The 17,215-nt window shown below is 37.3% G+C and carries 17 protein-coding genes; 3 read left to right on the top strand and 14 right to left on the bottom strand.

What is annotated here, in order from left to right:
* Positions 1–124: 124 nt before the first annotated feature.
* From AC1RNS_RS23620 to acpS, 5 genes are all read right to left on the bottom strand, one after another.
* A complete protein-coding gene (locus AC1RNS_RS23620; RefSeq protein ID WP_004232054.1) occupies positions 125–475 on the bottom strand; it encodes a type II toxin-antitoxin system PemK/MazF family toxin in 351 nt (116 codons plus the stop codon).
* A 4-nt stretch (positions 476–479) separates the two neighbouring features.
* Positions 480–743 carry a hypothetical protein gene (locus AC1RNS_RS23615; RefSeq protein WP_427546565.1) on the bottom strand — a complete coding sequence of 88 codons (264 nt, stop codon included), beginning with the start codon at positions 741–743 and terminating at the stop codon, positions 480–482.
* A gap of 289 nt (positions 744–1,032) precedes the next feature.
* Positions 1,033–2,154: an alanine racemase gene (alr, locus tag AC1RNS_RS23610; protein ID WP_492996215.1), complete on the bottom strand. Its 1,122-nt coding sequence runs from the start codon at positions 2,152–2,154 to the stop codon at positions 1,033–1,035.
* A 199-nt stretch (positions 2,155–2,353) separates the two neighbouring features.
* Positions 2,354–3,418: a LolA family protein gene (locus tag AC1RNS_RS23605; RefSeq protein WP_492996213.1), complete on the bottom strand. Its 1,065-nt coding sequence runs from the start codon at positions 3,416–3,418 to the stop codon at positions 2,354–2,356.
* A 349-nt stretch (positions 3,419–3,767) separates the two neighbouring features.
* Complete coding sequence (gene acpS, locus AC1RNS_RS23600) at positions 3,768–4,121, bottom strand: holo-ACP synthase (RefSeq protein ID WP_492996211.1); 354 nt, start codon at positions 4,119–4,121, stop codon at positions 3,768–3,770.
* Positions 4,122–4,185: 64 nt separating this feature from the next.
* On the opposite strand from acpS, the gene AC1RNS_RS23595 reads away from it, so the two are divergent.
* A complete protein-coding gene (locus AC1RNS_RS23595) occupies positions 4,186–4,806 on the top strand; it encodes a rhomboid family intramembrane serine protease (RefSeq protein ID WP_492996210.1) in 621 nt (206 codons plus the stop codon).
* 80 nt (positions 4,807–4,886) lie between these two features.
* Here the strand turns inward: AC1RNS_RS23595 and AC1RNS_RS23590 are convergent, their stop codons facing one another.
* The 8 genes from AC1RNS_RS23590 to AC1RNS_RS23555 form a co-directional block, all read right to left on the bottom strand.
* Positions 4,887–5,462: a GNAT family N-acetyltransferase gene (locus tag AC1RNS_RS23590; RefSeq protein ID WP_492996208.1), complete on the bottom strand. Its 576-nt coding sequence runs from the start codon at positions 5,460–5,462 to the stop codon at positions 4,887–4,889.
* Between the two features lie 113 nt (positions 5,463–5,575).
* Complete coding sequence (locus AC1RNS_RS23585) at positions 5,576–7,048, bottom strand: PH domain-containing protein (RefSeq protein ID WP_492996219.1); 1,473 nt, start codon at positions 7,046–7,048, stop codon at positions 5,576–5,578.
* The gene (locus tag AC1RNS_RS23580) at positions 7,041–7,520 is read right to left on the bottom strand and encodes a PH domain-containing protein (RefSeq protein WP_492996206.1); all 480 of its coding nucleotides are present in this window, start codon (positions 7,518–7,520) and stop codon (positions 7,041–7,043) included. The genes AC1RNS_RS23585 and AC1RNS_RS23580 overlap by 8 nt, the downstream gene beginning before the upstream one ends.
* 123 nt (positions 7,521–7,643) lie before the next feature.
* Positions 7,644–9,173, bottom strand: coding sequence for a degradosome RNA helicase CshA (gene cshA, locus AC1RNS_RS23575; RefSeq protein ID WP_492996204.1), 1,530 nt, complete (start codon positions 9,171–9,173; stop codon positions 7,644–7,646).
* Between the two features lie 350 nt (positions 9,174–9,523).
* On the bottom strand, positions 9,524–10,216 hold the full coding sequence (locus AC1RNS_RS23570) for an alpha/beta hydrolase (RefSeq protein WP_492996202.1): 693 nt from the start codon (positions 10,214–10,216) through the stop codon (positions 9,524–9,526).
* A gap of 306 nt (positions 10,217–10,522) precedes the next feature.
* On the bottom strand, positions 10,523–11,887 hold the full coding sequence (locus tag AC1RNS_RS23565) for a UDP-N-acetylmuramoyl-tripeptide--D-alanyl-D-alanine ligase (protein WP_492996201.1): 1,365 nt from the start codon (positions 11,885–11,887) through the stop codon (positions 10,523–10,525).
* An 11-nt stretch (positions 11,888–11,898) separates the two neighbouring features.
* Positions 11,899–12,978 carry a D-alanine--D-alanine ligase gene (locus tag AC1RNS_RS23560; protein WP_492996200.1) on the bottom strand — a complete coding sequence of 360 codons (1,080 nt, stop codon included), beginning with the start codon at positions 12,976–12,978 and terminating at the stop codon, positions 11,899–11,901.
* A 133-nt stretch (positions 12,979–13,111) separates the two neighbouring features.
* Positions 13,112–13,864, bottom strand: a complete 753-nt coding sequence (locus tag AC1RNS_RS23555; protein WP_492996198.1) for a hypothetical protein — start codon at positions 13,862–13,864, stop codon at positions 13,112–13,114.
* 219 nt (positions 13,865–14,083) lie between these two features.
* On the opposite strand from AC1RNS_RS23555, the gene AC1RNS_RS23550 reads away from it, so the two are divergent.
* Entirely contained in the window at positions 14,084–15,271 is a 1,188-nt protein-coding gene (locus AC1RNS_RS23550; RefSeq protein ID WP_492996196.1) for an FtsW/RodA/SpoVE family cell cycle protein, read from the top strand.
* A 72-nt stretch (positions 15,272–15,343) separates the two neighbouring features.
* Here AC1RNS_RS23550 and AC1RNS_RS23545 read toward each other — a convergent pair whose 3' ends face one another.
* On the bottom strand, positions 15,344–15,481 hold the full coding sequence (locus AC1RNS_RS23545) for an Lmo0850 family protein (protein WP_166672133.1): 138 nt from the start codon (positions 15,479–15,481) through the stop codon (positions 15,344–15,346).
* Between the two features lie 516 nt (positions 15,482–15,997).
* On the opposite strand from AC1RNS_RS23545, the gene AC1RNS_RS23540 reads away from it, so the two are divergent.
* Complete coding sequence (locus tag AC1RNS_RS23540; protein WP_492996194.1) at positions 15,998–17,158, top strand: MFS transporter; 1,161 nt, start codon at positions 15,998–16,000, stop codon at positions 17,156–17,158.
* Positions 17,159–17,215: the final 57 nt, after the last annotated feature.

The raw sequence follows: 17,215 nt of genomic DNA, 5'->3' as shown, positions 1-17,215 counted from the left end.
GCTAACCTCTACTTCTGTCTTCGGGGTTCGGGACTTACACCCTATAGTTCATGCACATGCCGGGCGCACACAAAAAAGCATCGAGATGGAAAATCATCTCGATGCCTCTATACATATATGTATATCAAAATTTGACAAGCCCTAAACTAATCATCAGTGCACCATCAACCTTCTCCATCACTGCATGATCAAGCTGCGTAATACGATCCGTCAATCTTGACTTGTCGATTGTTCGCACTTGTTCGAGCAGAATAACCGAGTCACGTTCAAAACCATACTTTTCAGCATTGATTTCAACATGAGTCGGTAACTTTGCTTTCTGAATCTGTGCAGTTATAGCTGCGATGATGACAGTCGGACTGAATCGATTGCCAATATCATTTTGAATAATCAGCACCGGCCTAGTCCCTCCTTGCTCGGACCCAATTACCGGCGATAAATCTGCAAAAAAAACGTCACCACGTTTTACATTCAAAGTGTCATCCCCCGCTAACGAGACGCTCCACCATATGTTGTGCTTCATATTCCGCATGCAAGCATTCACTTGCAATCATCAGATTTATATGAGACATTTCAACATATCCTTTCATCATAGCTTCCCGTATTTGATTTGGTTGCTCCTGCATTAAAATATTGCGCGACAAAACACGCGCAAACGATTCACCTTCAATTACTTCCTTTGTTTGTAGAAATAGTCTGTCTTGAACAGCAATTGTAGCTTCTCTTAACTTTTTCTCGTACACAGCAAGCACCTCCAACGGAACCATCCACTTTTCATTACTACTCATTCTATCATTGAAAGATATTGTTGAAAAGACATGAAATGACAAAATATCTGACAATTTGAAGGACAAGTTGTAAAAATATGTAGGTTGTCGAAGGTATGTGCCGATTCATCTTATTGGCAACAATCAACAAATTAAGTTTTTGGTGAATTTATATTTTCTCCAGTGTTTATATTCACCAATTATGCAAGAAATTCTTTTGTTCAAATCTGTATAATATAACTATTTTGTGCTTGCTTAAGATCAATTAAATGTATATTCGAGGTACTCTTGCTGTAATAATGCATGGTACTTCGTAATTAATGGTTTCAAGTTTAACTGCCCATTCATCCATTGAAATGACATCATTCCCTTGATGGCCAATAAGTGTTACCTTCTCCCCTATAGCATATGCTTTTGGCAGGGCAACCATACATTGGTCCATACAAATTCGTCCGACTATTGGCATTCTTTGACCATCAATTAATACTTCTTGTCCACCTAATTTACGAATTACCCCATCTGCATAGCCAACTGGTATTGTCCCTATCCACATATCAGTTGAGGCAGCAAACGTAGCTCCATAGCCAACAGAATCACCTGCTTGTAATCGCTTCACATGGACAAGCTCGCTTTCAAGTGTAAACGCAGGCTGTAACTCGAAAGGAAGAATACCTTCCACATAAGGCGACGGTGATAATCCATACATTGAAATGCCGTATCTGACAGCATCATATTGTAAATGAGCATCTTTAACTAAAGATGCAGCCGTATTAGAGGCATGGACAAGTCTAGGCTTTTCAGGTAATACAGATAGGCATTGCTCAAAGAATTGAGCCTGTCTATCGAAGTAGGATGTATCCTCCTCATCTGCTGTTGCAAAATGTGTGAATATCCCATCAAGTTTCATATTATTTGCAGTTTGAATTGTTTGAGACAGCTCCAAAAGCTCTTGTATAGAGCGAACGCCGATTCTACCCATACCGCTATCTACTTTTATATGCAGTCGTAAGGGGTCAGCTTCATGTGCTATCAACAGAGCAGCATGCTGGACCCATTCACTTGCAAATACAGTAAGAATAATGCGCTTTTGAGCTGCAAAAGGTACAAACGAAACTGGAGATGCACCCAAAACTAGTATGTCAGGTTCTTCAAAATATGCTCGAATATGTAATGCTTCGTCAGGTGTTGCTACGGCAAGGATAGTTGCACCAGCTTCCAAGGCTGCTTTTGCAACAGCTACATCTCCATGACCATATGCATTGGCTTTTACTACAGCAATAATTTGAACATCTGGTCGAAGTAATCTTTTCAAATTTTGTACGTTTTGCTGGATTGCTTGTAAGTCTACAATTGCTTTTGTTGGTCTAAAATGTTGCTGTGTCATCATTAGGATACCCTCTTTATTTTTTATTAAAACATTATGTATTGCCATAATTTCGTTCCAATGCATAAGTTACTTCTTTAAATTCGCTTTTGCTAATTCCTATAATATACTATACAACTTAAAACTTTCTAAACAGTGTTTAATCACTATTTAGCTTAATAAGCTACAGCCTTCAGTATTAGAAAGCTGTAGCTGCAAAAAGTTACTTCATACTACTTATCGTCATAGAAGCAGCAACTTCTACCATTTCATCACGAGTTAATTTACTTGATGCAACAAAGAATGCAACTCCATCCTTTTCCCAACTAATAGATGTATCTGTAATTGCACCGATTGTAAAGCCTAAATCTACCGGATCACCTGGTGACGATACTGGTAACATCGCACTCTCTTTAGTAGCCGGCTGTTGCATAACTGTAAATGGCTTGTCACCCTCGAATGTTAAAATGACACGATCCATTCCATTCTCACGAATAACCTTTTCCTCAGTCATCTTCGTATTTTCCCAATTTACAACAGGGTAATTTGTTTGGAACTCTTTATTTTCAATTTCAGCACCTACTGCTTCTTTACCATCTTTTTCACCTTTATCATCCTTTTCTGGCGGAGCAGCTTGTTCACCTTTTGTTTGATCTGTTTCCGTAAATTGCTCAACTGCATATTCCTTGGCAGCATGTTGAACACCTAATTTTACATTTTTAAATGTAATACGTATCTGTTCTTCCTTTACATCATTCATTATGACTACGGAAGTTGGAAGCAATGTTTTCTTATCTACTGTAATCACCTGATGAGGCATACTATTTTTATAGCTATTTCTAGTAGCTGCTTCAAATATATATGCTTTTTCTTGCTCTTTCATGACTACATTTTTATCTTCAGCTAAATCTTCTGCCAGAGCACCTATTAAATATGCCTGACTGTTTTTCTTTGGCCAGTCACTTTGGAACTTATACATTTTGTTCAAAGTTGGTGTAACTACAAACACTCCATCTGCATTTCGTACTATCATCTGTGAAACATCTTTCCCACTTTCCACTACTTCTACTCGATAAAAATCAGGTTTAGTATGCCAAACTGTTACATCATATTTTCTTGGCTCTCCACCCGATTTAATCTCCATCGAGGCATTTAACTCATAACCATTTGTCTCTGCCCATTTACCGTTAACCTTCTTCAACACTTTTTCCTGTGAGGCTGTACCACACGCCGACAGAAGTAATATCGTACAAATTAAGACGAGCCATTTAACTATACGGTTGCCCACGCTTTCACCCTTTCTTCTTTCAAATCCACTACGACAATATATGAACCTTATTTGTCAGTTATGTCATCTGAAGAACAGGCAATATATTTATCTTCATTCAGCAGAAGACTCCCACCTCTACAAGTGGTGAGATGAATGCGGTTTTAGTTTCTTTTCAGTGGGTTTCCAAACACCTACTGAATGAAGATAAAGCCTCCGGGGGATGTCACGGATTTTCAAAGGAATGAATTGTGCAAGCACAATTCAAAATCCTGACGCAATTACGCCAAGGCGAAATTGACCTTTAATGTTCAAAATATTTACAGAAAGTAGAGCGTCTTTTATATGGTAGTACGATATTCACTATTACTTACAGCAGCAGTATTACTTGTGCTGCTGCATATTGCTTAGCATGTGTGATACTGACAAACCCATTTACAAGCTTTCCTTTAAAATATAAAACAGGATTCCCAGCTTCTCCTCTTAAAATTTCAATATCATGAAGCTTGCATTGCTCGCCAATACCCGTTCCTAGAGCCTTGGAAAATGCCTCTTTTGCAGCAAATCGCCCAGCTAAAAACTCTATTCTACGAGTTTCAGAGTGTGCCTCAAATAAAAGTCTTTCCTTTTCAGATAAAATCCGATCTTTAAATTTATTTGTGCGCGTCAGTGCCTTAGCAATACGATCAATTTCCACGATGTCGAGACCAATTCCTTTAATCATTTGAACTTCTCCTTTTCCTATTGCCAAAAAGCCATGTATAATAATTGTAAATTGAGGTGGAGCCATGTTTAGTAGAACAGAAAATTTTAAGCAATATACAAAGTATTACCCTGTTGTTTCTATGTTTATAGCGATTAATTTAATTTTTTATGTATTAACTATTTTACCTGGTATTGGGGTACTTGTATTAAATTACGGAATCCAAGTGAATTTCCTAATCCAGAACGGTGAATGGTGGCGTATTTTTTCTGCAATGTTTTTACATGCCGGCTTTTTACATGTGCTTTTTAATATGTTTTCATTGTATATATTTGGGCCAGAGCTTGAAAAAATCGCGGGTAAGGCACGTTTTATAACAATTTATTTATTATCCGGCATTGTAGGAAACATGGCGACCTATCTACTTAATGATAGTAGCTATGGTAGCCTTGGCGCAAGTGGGGCTATTTTTGGAATTTTTGGTGCTTTTGGGGCGCTTGTTTATTACACACGCCGCACAATGCCTATGCTTCGCAAGCTTATTTTGCCAATCATTGTAATCAGTGTCATTATGACTTTTATACAGCCAAATGTGAATGTCTATGCGCATTTAGGCGGCTTAGTAACTGGATTCGTTCTTGGGCTTATCTATTTACACCCCAAAAGAATTTTAAGCTGGCGTAAACAAAAGATGGCAGGTAAATAACAGGTACAAAGAGGAGAATCCTTAGTACATGGGATGCTCCTCTTAATTTATCTGTTATGGTAACATACCCAATTTCTATTTTATAAAACGGCAGTATTCTCGTTTGCTGATTTTAGTTTTTTCCATTCAGCTGCCGTTAATCCGTAAACAACTTGATCTACATAGTGATCATGTAACCACTCAGCATCTCTCAAACGGCCTTCCTCGTTAAAGCCAAGCACTTTTGGTATTGTACGGCTTCGAATATTCCCCACAGCAACACGTACTTCAATTCGATTTAACTTTAAATAACTAAAGGCATAGTCAATAAAAGCCTTCATTGAATTAGTAACTAACCCCTTACCAACAAATTCGTTTCCTAACCAATAACCAATACTCGTCCATCTATGCTGCCAATTCACTTGATGATAGCCAATGACTCCTGCAAGTTTTCCCTCATAATAAATCCCTGCTTGTATGCCATTATTATTTGCATATTGATGCATCGCATTTCTTACAAATCTTTCTGTATCCTCTACCGTTTTCACATCATCTACGAAAAGCATCCACTCTCGCAAAGTCTCCCTTGACCGATCTGTCAATGTAAATAATTCATCTACATCGTTTAAATCCAACAATTTCAAATACGTGTTTTCGCTAATATCATATTTAAACAAAAATTCCACCCCTTTTGTTAGATATATTCTATTATATAAATTATTCTTGTTTATTTATAGCTAAAAAAGGCTAACCATTACAAAAAATTGTAAATGGTTAGCCTTCCATAAGGTTAATGCTCAAACCAAGATAATATAGTTTCAGCATCTTTTTGTTCTAAGCTTGGAACATTTCCAGTCATTCCAGTCATTCCAGACATTACTGTTGCATTTACAGACATAACATTTTTTCTCTTTTGGAAGTACGTTTGAGTACTTTCAATAGATTGTATACGTTTTTTCTCCATAAAAAATGTAATACGATTGAATACACGATATTGCATTGTAAGTTGTCTTCCATCAATCATATAACCAGCTGTTTTATGCTGCCAAATGCCCAAAAGTATTGTAAGTGGAATCAGCAACAGCGAAAGTAAACCATACGGATACAAGAAGTAGCTACATGCACCTATTATAGGAATGAGCCAAATAAAATCGATACGATAAAAGAATGGACGTGCACGTTTTGGTGAATGAATAAATTCTGGATGCCAGTTCATCTCTGGAAAAAGTTGTTCTAACGTTTCCAGACAGGCCTGCTTTTTTATGAGTGGAAATAAAGTAATCTTCTTATCTTTTCCATTCTCACCATTTCCTCCAGCACTCTCAACAACCACTGTTGCAAAACCAAATAATTGACGTAATGGATTCTCCACAACACGAATTGCCTGGATTCTATTTAAAGGTAAAGTAATTCGCTTTTTCTCAAGTAACCCTTTTGTAATGATTAACTTTTCATCTTCAATTTTGACTGTGTACTCATAATAGTTAATTAATGTAATTACTACAGAAACAAGCCATGCAATGATTAAAATGAACATTACTGTTAGCGCAACTAAAAAAGCACCTACTTTAACGAAGTCAGCCAACTCATGAAATACAGTTTCATAAGGAATTATATCTGAAAACTGAGAGACTATTGCAGCAAGACCCGATAGTACGACGCCAATTCCACCTGAGGTCGTTGCCAATATTAGTAAATCGCGGATAGACATACGATATATCTGTGGAATTACTACTTCCTCTGTCATTTGAGTCGGCTGTTCATCAACTATTTGTTCCACTATTTGTTTTTTTGCTCGACGCATTTCCAGCTCTATTGCATCAGCTGCCGGTTTACGTATTGCCGTTAACTCAGCCTCAGGCTTTCCATCCTTACTCCCTGCAGTTTCAATCTGTACCTTTACTAAACCAAATATACGGTGAAAAATTCCTTCATTATAATTTAAGCTTTGAATACGGTCAAATGGAATGTAGCGCTTCTTTTTAACAAACAGACCATACTTTACACGCAATTCGCCATCTTCAAACCAATAGACAAAAGTACGCCATCTAATAATCCCACTAACAACCGCAAGTAAAGCCACTACTCCCCAAACGCCGAACAATAACAATGTTTGAAAAAAATGATCACTATTAACATTAAACGAGAAATTAAAACCATTTGTTATAAAAATAATAGCAACAGGTAAAATCATGCTTTTTAATACTTTCGCACTCGTTATAATAGCTGAAATTGGATGTAAACGATTAATTTCCTTAGACATCATCTTCCGCCACCCTTGCTAATTCCGAAATTCGTGCACGAAGTCCATCAGCTTCATCCATCACAAGCGCAGGAATCGTATGTACAGTTGCTGCTGTTGATATTGAAATATTACCTAAATTATATCTTTTTAATATTGGTCCTTGTGTTGTATCAACATGCTGTACACGCACCATTGGAATAAGTGTACGTTTAACAACAAATAAACCGTGCTGTACTTCAATTTCATTCTCGCGTACTTCATAACGCCAACGTTCCCATCTTATTTTTGGAAACAGGTAAACTGATAAAATAATACTAAGTAAGACTACTGCAGCTGCAATGAAATAAATAAATGATGGCCACTCAAAGTAATACGTGCAGAAGGAAACAATTATTGCCGCAATCAATAGCAATATTGTTTGTAATACACCATATAAACGCCACACGGTTAACCCTTTTCGGGAAATTTTATGAATTGGTTCTGCTCTCAAAGTTGCTCCCTCTCTTTCTTTAATTACGTATACGAGCTTAATGCTCCTTTTGTTTCAATATATTCGAAAAAAAACCTTACAGCCACTTTGACTGTAAGGTTCATGATAATAATAAAACAAAATTTAATCTTCGTGACGTCGTGGTGCACGAGAACGCCCTTGTCCACCTTCACGACGAGCACCACCTTCACGGCGTCCGCCGCCATCTCTACGACTTCCGCCGCCGCGGCGATCTCCGCTACGTCCGCTATCTCGACGTCCGTTAAAGCTACGGTTATTACGTCCACGATCTCCGCCACGATTGCTAGAACTAGAAGAACGTTCACGACGCATTGGTAATGGTCGTTCTTCCGTAATAGTTACTGGTGTATCATCTGGCTCTTTTGTTAATGTACGAAGAGCAGCAGCAACTACATCAAGTGCATCATGGTTTTCAAGTAATTCTGCTGCAAATGTACGATAATCACCTAGATTGTTATTAGCGATAAGACCTTCTAGAGTCTCTACTGCTAGGCGTTGTTGACCTTCAAGAGCTTCATCAGAAGTCGGTGGACGAAGTGGTGTCATACGTTTTTTCGTTGTTTCCTCTACAATACGTAAATAACCCATTTCACGAGGTGTTACAAATGTCACTGCAAGACCTGATTTACCTGCGCGACCTGTACGACCAATACGGTGAACATATGACTCAGGATCTTGCGGAATATCAAAATTATAAACATGTGTTACACCAGAAATATCAAGTCCACGAGCAGCTACATCTGTCGCAACAAGAATATCAATTTTATTTTCTTTAAATTGGCGTAATACCGAAATACGTTTTGCTTGGCTTAAATCACCATGAATACCTTCTGCAAGATAGCCACGAATTGATAATGCTTGTGCAAGCTCATCCACGCGACGTTTTGTACGTCCAAAGATGATAGCAAGTTCTGGTTGGTGAACGTTTAATAAACGAGATAAAACGTCGAACTTTTCGCGTTCAGCAGACTTCACAAAATATTGATCAATATTATCAACTGTTAATTCTTTTGCTTTAATTTTTACGATTTCTGGATCACGCATAAATGTTTCAGCAATTTTACGAATAGCTGGTGGCATTGTTGCTGAGAACAGTAATGTTTGACGCTCAGAAGGCACGTTTTCTAAGATTGAATTAATATCATCGATAAAGCCCATGTTTAACATTTCATCTGCTTCATCTAGTACTAATGTTTGTACATCTTCTAATTTTAACGTACGACGATTAATATGATCAATAATACGTCCTGGCGTACCAACAATGATTTGAGGTCTATTTTTCAGTGCACGAATTTGACGGCCAATTTCTTGCCCACCGTAAACTGATAATAATTTCACACGTTTATCATAACCAATTTTATAAAGCTCTTCTGATACTTGAATTGCTAATTCACGAGTTGGAGCAATTACTAATGCTTGGATATTTGGATTTTTTGGGTCAATTTTTTCGATAAGTGGAATCCCGAAAGCGGCAGTTTTACCAGTACCAGTTTGCGCTTGACCTAATACGTCGCGGCCTTCAATAGCAAAACGAATAGTACCTTCTTGGATTGGTGTTGCTTCTTCAAATCCCATACGCTTAACAGAGCGTAATGTTGATTCACTAATATTTAATTCTGAAAAATTTGTCAAACTTCTCATTCTCCTTTTTTTGCTTTTAAGTTGACAAATGGTTACATTTTCAGATGAAGTTGTCGGCAAATTCGAGCCTGTTATGTGGAACGTTTCCGTTACTTAAAAATTTCCTCTATATAATGTTCATATAGAGCTCTCTTATATGAAAAGGAAAGCCCGGTCTTTACCGAGCGGTTCGATTCTGTCGTAATAATCACTTTAGAATAAAACCGTTGTGTTCAAAAAAAAGTACTCTTCAACCAAATATGAAGAGTCTTCGCACAAAATGTATCCATTGCTTACACTAGTCTAACATGGCTTTAAATCGTATGCAACGATAACGCATGAGTCGTAATAATCTGACTATTTCATTGTTCCTTTAAAAACGTCAAAACTTGAGAAAACCACTTAGCACAATCCTTGTCGAAACATATATGGTGCTTCCCACTATCAGAAAAATACAAAGTTTTTTTGTTTGAGATTAGTTCATCATATAAGAATTGAGCTGTATGATAAGGCACTATACCATCTAATTTTCCTTGAACAATATAAACAGGAATTTCAATATCTTTATAGTATGGCTCGACCATTCTAACAAGCTTCATAAATTCTATTGTTGATGATAGAGGTACATTGTTAAACTTATGTCGATATCGCATAAATAGCTCATTATTAGATAGATTGCGATGATACGCCTCCGTGGCAAGCATTTTAAAATCCTTAACCAATTGCTTTGGACTTACATATTTGGCAGCTGCGCTTAGTAACACAAGTTTTTTCACCTTATAGCGTTTAGCCAGGTATAGCGCAATAATACCACCCATTGAAAAACCAACTACTAGAACCTCGTCTACCTTCTTAGCCAGTGCACGAAAGGCGAGTTCAGCATCCATTAACCAATGCTTAGCAGTAAATCCTCGCATCTGTAATTCCTCACCGTGCCCTGATAAAGTAGGCTCTTCGATGAGCCAATCTGTATGAGCTCGTAAATAGGAAGTAAAGGGCTCTACCTCATAGGGACCTCCTGAAAATCCGTGTATACATAACACACCTACTGACATTACTTTCACCTCTATCAATTTCGCCTTGGCGTAATTGCGTCCGGATTTTGAATTGTGCCTACACAATTCATTCCTTTGAAAATCCGTGACATCCGCCGGAGGCTTTATCTTCATTCAGTAGGTGTTACCTACTGAAAAGGAACCAATATCGCATTCATCTCACCACCTATATAGGTGGGAATCCTCTGTATCTGCGGCTATGCTTTCGATACAAAAAACAATTGCTGAATGAAGATAACTGCATTGGAGCTTATTGAATGAAGAAATCGGTGAGAATATTGTCTCACCGATTCGTTGTATCATTTATCACGTAAAAGCATTTAAAATTGTTTCTAATTTCATTCCTCGAGAGCCTTTTAGTAAAACAATAGACTCTTTATTAGCTTGCTGTAGCTTTTCAATAATTGGGGCATAATCATCCTTTACATATAATAAATGCTCCGCATCAAATCGCTCTTTTAAAATATCATATAAATAAGCCATGCGTGGGCCAAACAAGCAAATATAGGAAATTTCCTGTGTATGAATATCCTCTGATAGATTCTCATGAAAGAGCTTTTCATTTGGTCCAAGTTCAAGCATATCACCTAACACAAGCCACTTTTCTGAACGGATTGTTGAAGATGCGATAAATTGGATAGCCGCCTTTACAGATGTTGGAGCAGCATTATAGGCATCATTTATAAATAACGCCCCATTTATTCCCTGCACTTGCTGCATACGCATATCTGTAAGAGTCACTTGTTTTAAGGATGCACGTATTTGGTCATCGTTTAAACCTAGCTTTTGAGAAATTAACATGGCTGCTAGTGTGTTTTTCACCTGATGCTTTCCAAGAACTGAAATAAAGAAGTCCCCTTCAATCACTCCATGTGCTGTAAAGCTACTTCCATCCTTAGTTGCTTCGATATTTTTCGCATACAATAGGTTTTCTGACGTTAAGCCAAATGCCGTCGCATGAAGATTTTGCTCGTTTGCTACTAATTCTTTAAGCAACGGTTCATCTCCATCATAAAATAGTACGCCATTTGCCGACATTCCTTGAACGATTTCAAATTTTGCTTTTGCAATCCCTGCGCGTGAACCCAAGTCTTGCATATGAGCTTCTCCAATGTTTGTAATCACCGTAATATGTGGACGAGCGAGTTTCGTTAAAAATTCGATTTCCCCAAAGCCACTCATTCCCATTTCTAGTACAGCAACATCCGTATCCTCATCAAGCTGTAAAATTGTAATCGGAAGACCAAGCTGGTTATTAAAATTTCCAATTGTCTTTTGTACTTTAAAAAACGGAGACAGCATTCCAGCTAAAATATCTTTCGTTGACGTTTTACCATTTGAACCAGTAATCCCAATAAAATTCCCCTTATGCTCACTTCTATAGGCTTGCGCCATTTGCTGTAAGGCTATTTCTGGGTCATCTACAAATAATAAAGGTACATCTTGTGGTGGATTTGGTTCATCCTTCTGCCACAGGGAAGCGCCTGCTCCCTTTTCAAATGCCTGCTTAACAAATTTATGACCATTAGTCTGTTCGCCGCGAAATGGTACGAATAAATCTCCTTGCTGAATCGTTCGTGTATCAATCGAAATACCTGATACTTCTGTATCACCAAAAGCTGACACCTCATCATTTAACCATGCAGCTAATTGTTTTAATGTTTTTTTCACAATAATCCCACTCAGTCTTTTTTATAGTGAAGCTGTTGTTTTTCTTTATAACGTTCGATTGCTAGTGTAATCAGACGATCAATAAGCACTGGGTAGCTTACATTTGTATGTTGCCAAAGTAGAGGATACATGCTGACAGGCGTAAAACCAGGCATTGTATTTACTTCATTCATATAAATATTGTTGTCGGCCGTCACAAAGAAATCTGCACGAACTAATCCGCTTCCATCTATTGCTTTAAATGCACGCTTCGCTAGCTCCTGTAAGCTTGTTACTGTTTCAGCAGGTAGCTCTGCTGGAATAATAAGAGCTGTTGAGCCATCTTTATATTTTGAATCGTAATCGTAAAACTCAGTGACTGGTTTAATTTCTCCAGGTACAGAAACTTCTGGTGAGTCATTACCTAGCACTGCTAGTTCAATTTCACGGGCTACAACCCCTTGCTCAACAACAATTTTACGGTCATATTGCAGGGCTATGTCAATTGCAGTCACCAGTTCTTCACGATTAGTTGCTTTGCTAATTCCGACACTTGAACCCAAGTTTGCAGGTTTTACAAACATCGGCCATTTCAATTGTTCTTCACAACGAGCTAAAATCGTTTGCTTTTCGTTCACCCACTCGCTGCGTATGAAGTACGTATATGGTACTTGTGGTAAGCCAGCAATTTCAAATAACTGCTTCATGATTACTTTATCCATACCTGCTGAGGATGCTAACACACCATTTCCAACATACGGTAAATTTAGAACTTCAAGTAACCCTTGGACCGTGCCATCCTCACCATTTGTTCCATGTAACAACGGAAAAATAACATCAAACTGTGTAGCTTCCCCATTTTTATCGATTAAAAAATCCGTAATATTATTTTCTAGAATTGTGGCCTCATCACCAAATTGTAATTCTTCAATTGTACTTGCGGGTTTTTCTAGACGCTCACCTCGGCGCCATTCCCCCTCAGGTGTAATGAAAATCGGATATACTTCATACTCCTCGAAATTCAAAGCTCCAGTGACTGCACGTGCCGTCGACAATGACACCTCATGCTCTGCTGACTTTCCGCCGTATAATAAACCGATTCTTTTTTTCATTTTTGTGCCCTCCACATACTTCTTGAGTACTATTAGTTTATCATGAAACGTCTTGACAAATGACATAAAAATCTCACCGTATTTTTGACGGTGAGATTTAAGTGTATATTCATTCTACGTGTAGAAAGAATCGCTAAATAATATAAATCAATTCATCGTGCTCATTTTTCAAAATTGTGTTTAAATCATCCCACACCTCATCTGGGAATGAATATTCAGATAGGTTTCGAATTTCAATACCATAGGCAAGTTTTGGTTTTTCAATTCGATACAGTGACAATAGTGCTCCATCTTTAGCAAAAGACCGGTAGGCACGTAGAAATTCAGGTGAAATAGAAGGAATACTTGATTTCACTTTCCTTCGCCAAAAGCCTGAGCTTCGTTCCTTTTCTCGAATTAAACTGTTAAATACATTAGCCATAAGTAAATCCGAATCACTTAAATGACGAAAATAAATTTTAGTCATTTTCTCTAAGTCTGAGGAGTAGTAGACAAACCTATTTTGTAATTTATTAAAAAAAGGCGAAGTAATTGGCTCTTTTTTATGACTTATGTACAGCAATTCGCCTTGCTCCATTGGCGTTAATTGGTCTAGCCTCTTTTCATCCATAAAATCTACCCAGCATAATTCCTTAGACTCCGCAGCTTTTTTTACAAACTGAGGTACTTCTTCGTCTGGTATATAATCAAACTGTGTATGCATATTAAATGACCCGTCTTCATAGGAATGTTTTAATAACAGTAAGTGATGCAGTGGTTCAAGAGCAGCCACAAATTGCGAGAATTTCAGACCGCTAAAAATGACAAATTTATCGACATCATTCATATGAACATAAATATGGTACATAAAATCCTCAGCTGACTTCAATTTTTTAGCCACAATCATCACCCCATTCTTCACTACATTATAAGACTAATCGTGAATTTTTTGAAACATTTTATGCTAAATATCGTCTTAACAATATTCACAGGCGTAAAAGTGTTTTTTACGTTATAATGTGAATGTTAAACATGCTATTGCATGGATGTTCAACTACTCTTATGTGGTAAATGGCATAAAACCAGATTTACTCATAAAGAGATACTATTTTAATAGGTGGCTTGTATGGAAAATAAACGAAATTTCGCGAATCGTTTTGATTGGACGCTCGCTTTTATACTTTTTACCTTCCTGGTCATTAGTTTGTTAGCCATTGCATCGGCGCAAACATCCGGGCAGTATGGCATCAACTATGTTCCTAAACAGCTACAATGGTACATAATTGGTGCAGTAATCATTGGTATAGTTATGTTTTTTGAGCCTGATCAATATAAAAAAATGTCATGGTATATGTATGGTGTAGGTATCGTTCTGTTAGTACTTCTTATTTTTATGCCTGAAGGTAAAGGGCAAATAGGAGAGCCCGTGAACGGTGCAAAAAGCTGGTATCATACTCCAATGGGGAATATGCAGCCCTCTGAATTTATGAAAACTTTTTACATTTTAGCGCTTGCTCGTCTTATTAGTAAGCATCACGAATTTCATTCACTACGATCATTAAAAACAGATTTTATTTTATTAGCTAAAATCGCTGCTACATTGATAGTTCCTTTAGCGCTAATTTGGGAGCAGCCTGACCTTGGATCAGCCCTTGTATTCTTTGCCATTACAGCCGCACTTATTATTGTAGCAGGAATATCCTGGAAGATAATTTTACCAACCCTTTTTGGTGGAGCTGTCGCTGGTGGTACACTTTTATGGATGGCGCTCTATATGCAGGATTTTTTAGAGAAAACATTCGGCTTTAAGACATACCAGTTTGCCCGAATCTATTCGTGGTTAGATCCCTATTCATATTCGTCAAGTGACGGCTATCATTTAATTACTTCCCTCAACGCCATTGGCTCTGGAGAAATTTTTGGTAAAGGTTTCAGGGGACGTGAGGTCTACGTTGCTGAAAACCATACCGATTTCATATTCACAGTTATTGGCGAAGAATGGGGTTTTGTTGGTGCTAGTATTGTTATCTGTATTTTCTTCTTATTAATTTATCATTTAACAAAAACGACATTATTATTAAAAGATCCATTTTCAACCTATGTGTGCGCTGGTATTATTGCCATGATAACGTTCCACGTATTCGAAAACATCGGCATGACAATTCAATTATTACCGATAACAGGTATTCCTTTACCATTTATCAGCTATGGAGGTAGTTCATTAATGGGGAACGCCCTCGCTATTGGTCTTGTCTTTAGCATGCGCTTCCACTATCGTACCTACATGTTTACTACTCATGATGAAGACGATTGATTGGAACTTATTTAGATAATGAAAATAGGTAGTCTCTTTGTAACGGAGACTACCTATTTTCATTTGTACGAGTTAAGCTTGAACTTGCGGTGTTTGCGTTGGTGGTGTGAGCACTTTTAAAAGTTCAAGTCGAGACTTTGTTACAGTGGCTGTTACACCCAACTTAGATAAATTCGAAACAATCTTTTTCAAATCTACTTCTTTTTTCATACATTCCACCTCAATCTTTCCTCGAATTAATATAACGTTTTATTTCCAAAAAAGTTTCATTTTTCTTTCTACGTGTATGATGTCCGACGAGTATATCACTTCTTATCATACCACTTAACTCATCTTTAAAATTTTTCATTTTTGTTACAATGTAAATTTTTACTTCACTACACTAATACCACCAATTTCAAAAAAATAAAACTTGCACTTCATATACCCTATAGTAGTATACCCCAAATTTAAATCCCTATACCATATGAAAATCGATATAAAAACTTAGACACATGCATGTAATTAACTTAATACAGCTCATGTTATTTTTAACGTTATAAGCTCCCTTGTTAACCATTTCTATTTTTTTACTGTAAATAAGTTCAATTAATTTTCTACATATTTTGAGAGAAAAAGATTTTTACTGCGCTTCTTCCAATGTTCTATCTTCCGTTTTCTTGTAATAACAAGTTCAAGAGAGGTAGAATATACATACTGAAATATTGTATGAAAGCAGGGAACTGTATGAAAAAGGCAATTTTATTATTAATGTCTGTTCAATTCCTCGTATATCTAGGATTTGGGATTATAATTCCAGTCTTACCAGAGGTTATTGTTCAGCACAATTGGGATGATCTACATGTGGGCGGCTTATTAACTGTGTACTCCCTTGCGAGTTTCTTTACTGCACCACTTTGGGGTATTCTATCTGATAAGGTAGGACGTAAACAGCTTATTTTAATGGGTCTAGTTGGTTTTAGTTTAAGCTTTGTTATTTTCTCTTTATTTATAGATAATCTAGTAATTTTATATGTCTCACGTGTTGTGGGCGGTTTATTCTCAGGTGCACTTTATACAGCGGTAACTGGCTTCGTTGGCGATATGTCAAGTGAGGAAGACCGCAATAAATACATGGGTCTAATGGGCATGTCCATCGGGCTTGGCTTTATTTTTGGTCCAGCAATCGGTGGTATGCTAGGTCATTATAGTCTACAATTACCCTTTATTAGTTCAGCACTATTAATTGCACTATTATTTATTTATGCAAGTTTCGTCTTAAAAGAACCTGAAAAACGAAAAGATACAAATAAACGTGCCATTGTGCCAAAAGGTGCTGGTAAAATGCTGCAATATCGAGTGCGTTATTTGTTTATGTTCTCCTTTTTAGTGACTTTTATGCTGGCAGGAGTAGAGGCAACTTTCCAGCTGTTTCAAATCGATCGCATTCAAATTACCCCATTACAAATTGGTTATTTATTTATGTTTAGTGGTTTTGTAGATGCAGCCATCCAAGGCGGGGTTGTAAGAAGAATTAAAAATGGACATGAGACAGCCTGGTTAATAGGTGCTCAAATCATAACAGCTATTGGTATGCTTTTATTCACTTTAACAGCTAACTTATTTATAGCTGGTCTTGCACTTTGTGTCTTTACTGCGGGTAATGCACTTGCAAGAACTTGTGTTGTATCACTGTCATCAAAAGAATCAGGAGGCCAGTATGGAACTGCTGCAGGCCTTTCCTATTCAATGGATAATCTAGGGCGCATTCTAGGTCCCTTATTCTTCACTTGGTTATTTACAGTACAATCGAGCCTTGGTTATTATATCTCCGCAGCAATAGCTGTAGTTTCGATAAGTATCATATTCATCTATAAAGCCTCAAATAAATCTTTACGACTTGAATAAATTGTTCAACAAAAGCCGTAACTTAATAGGTAACCAAAAATATCTAGCCAAAGCATA

This window comes from Lysinibacillus sp. GW821-FHT14F06 (genome assembly GCF_058803665.1).
This window is presented reverse-complemented; position numbering and strand designations above follow the sequence as displayed.